The following is a 263-nucleotide window of genomic DNA, read 5'->3' as shown; positions in this document are numbered from 1 at the left end:
AGCTACCAGCACTATGCCCAGGACCCACGGGTAAAGTGGGCGATCCCCATTTCGCTCGGCGACTCGCACCGCGGCTATCGCGTGATGGGCACCACCGGCGACTATTTCAGCCATTACCAGTATGGCCGCAGGCAGCACCTGGAACTGAGCCAGGGCCGTGCGTTCGCCGACGACCCGTTCGAAGTGGTGCTCGGCGCCGAGGTGGCCGAGGCGCTGCACTACCGGCTCGGCGACAAACTGGTGCTGGCGCATGGCGTGGCGGC

General features: G+C 66.5%; 1 protein-coding gene. It reads left to right on the top strand.

Translation table 11 applies throughout. From position 1 onward, the window contains the following. Nucleotides 1-263: ABC transporter permease (locus tag SB725_RS31950; protein ID WP_410923475.1), on the top strand; the 263-nt coding region annotated here is incomplete at both ends.

Origin of the sequence: Pseudomonas sp. SIMBA_041, from assembly GCF_046535095.1 — a bacterium.
GTDB lineage: Bacteria > Pseudomonadota > Gammaproteobacteria > Pseudomonadales > Pseudomonadaceae > Aquipseudomonas > Aquipseudomonas mucoides.
This window is presented reverse-complemented; position numbering and strand designations above follow the sequence as displayed.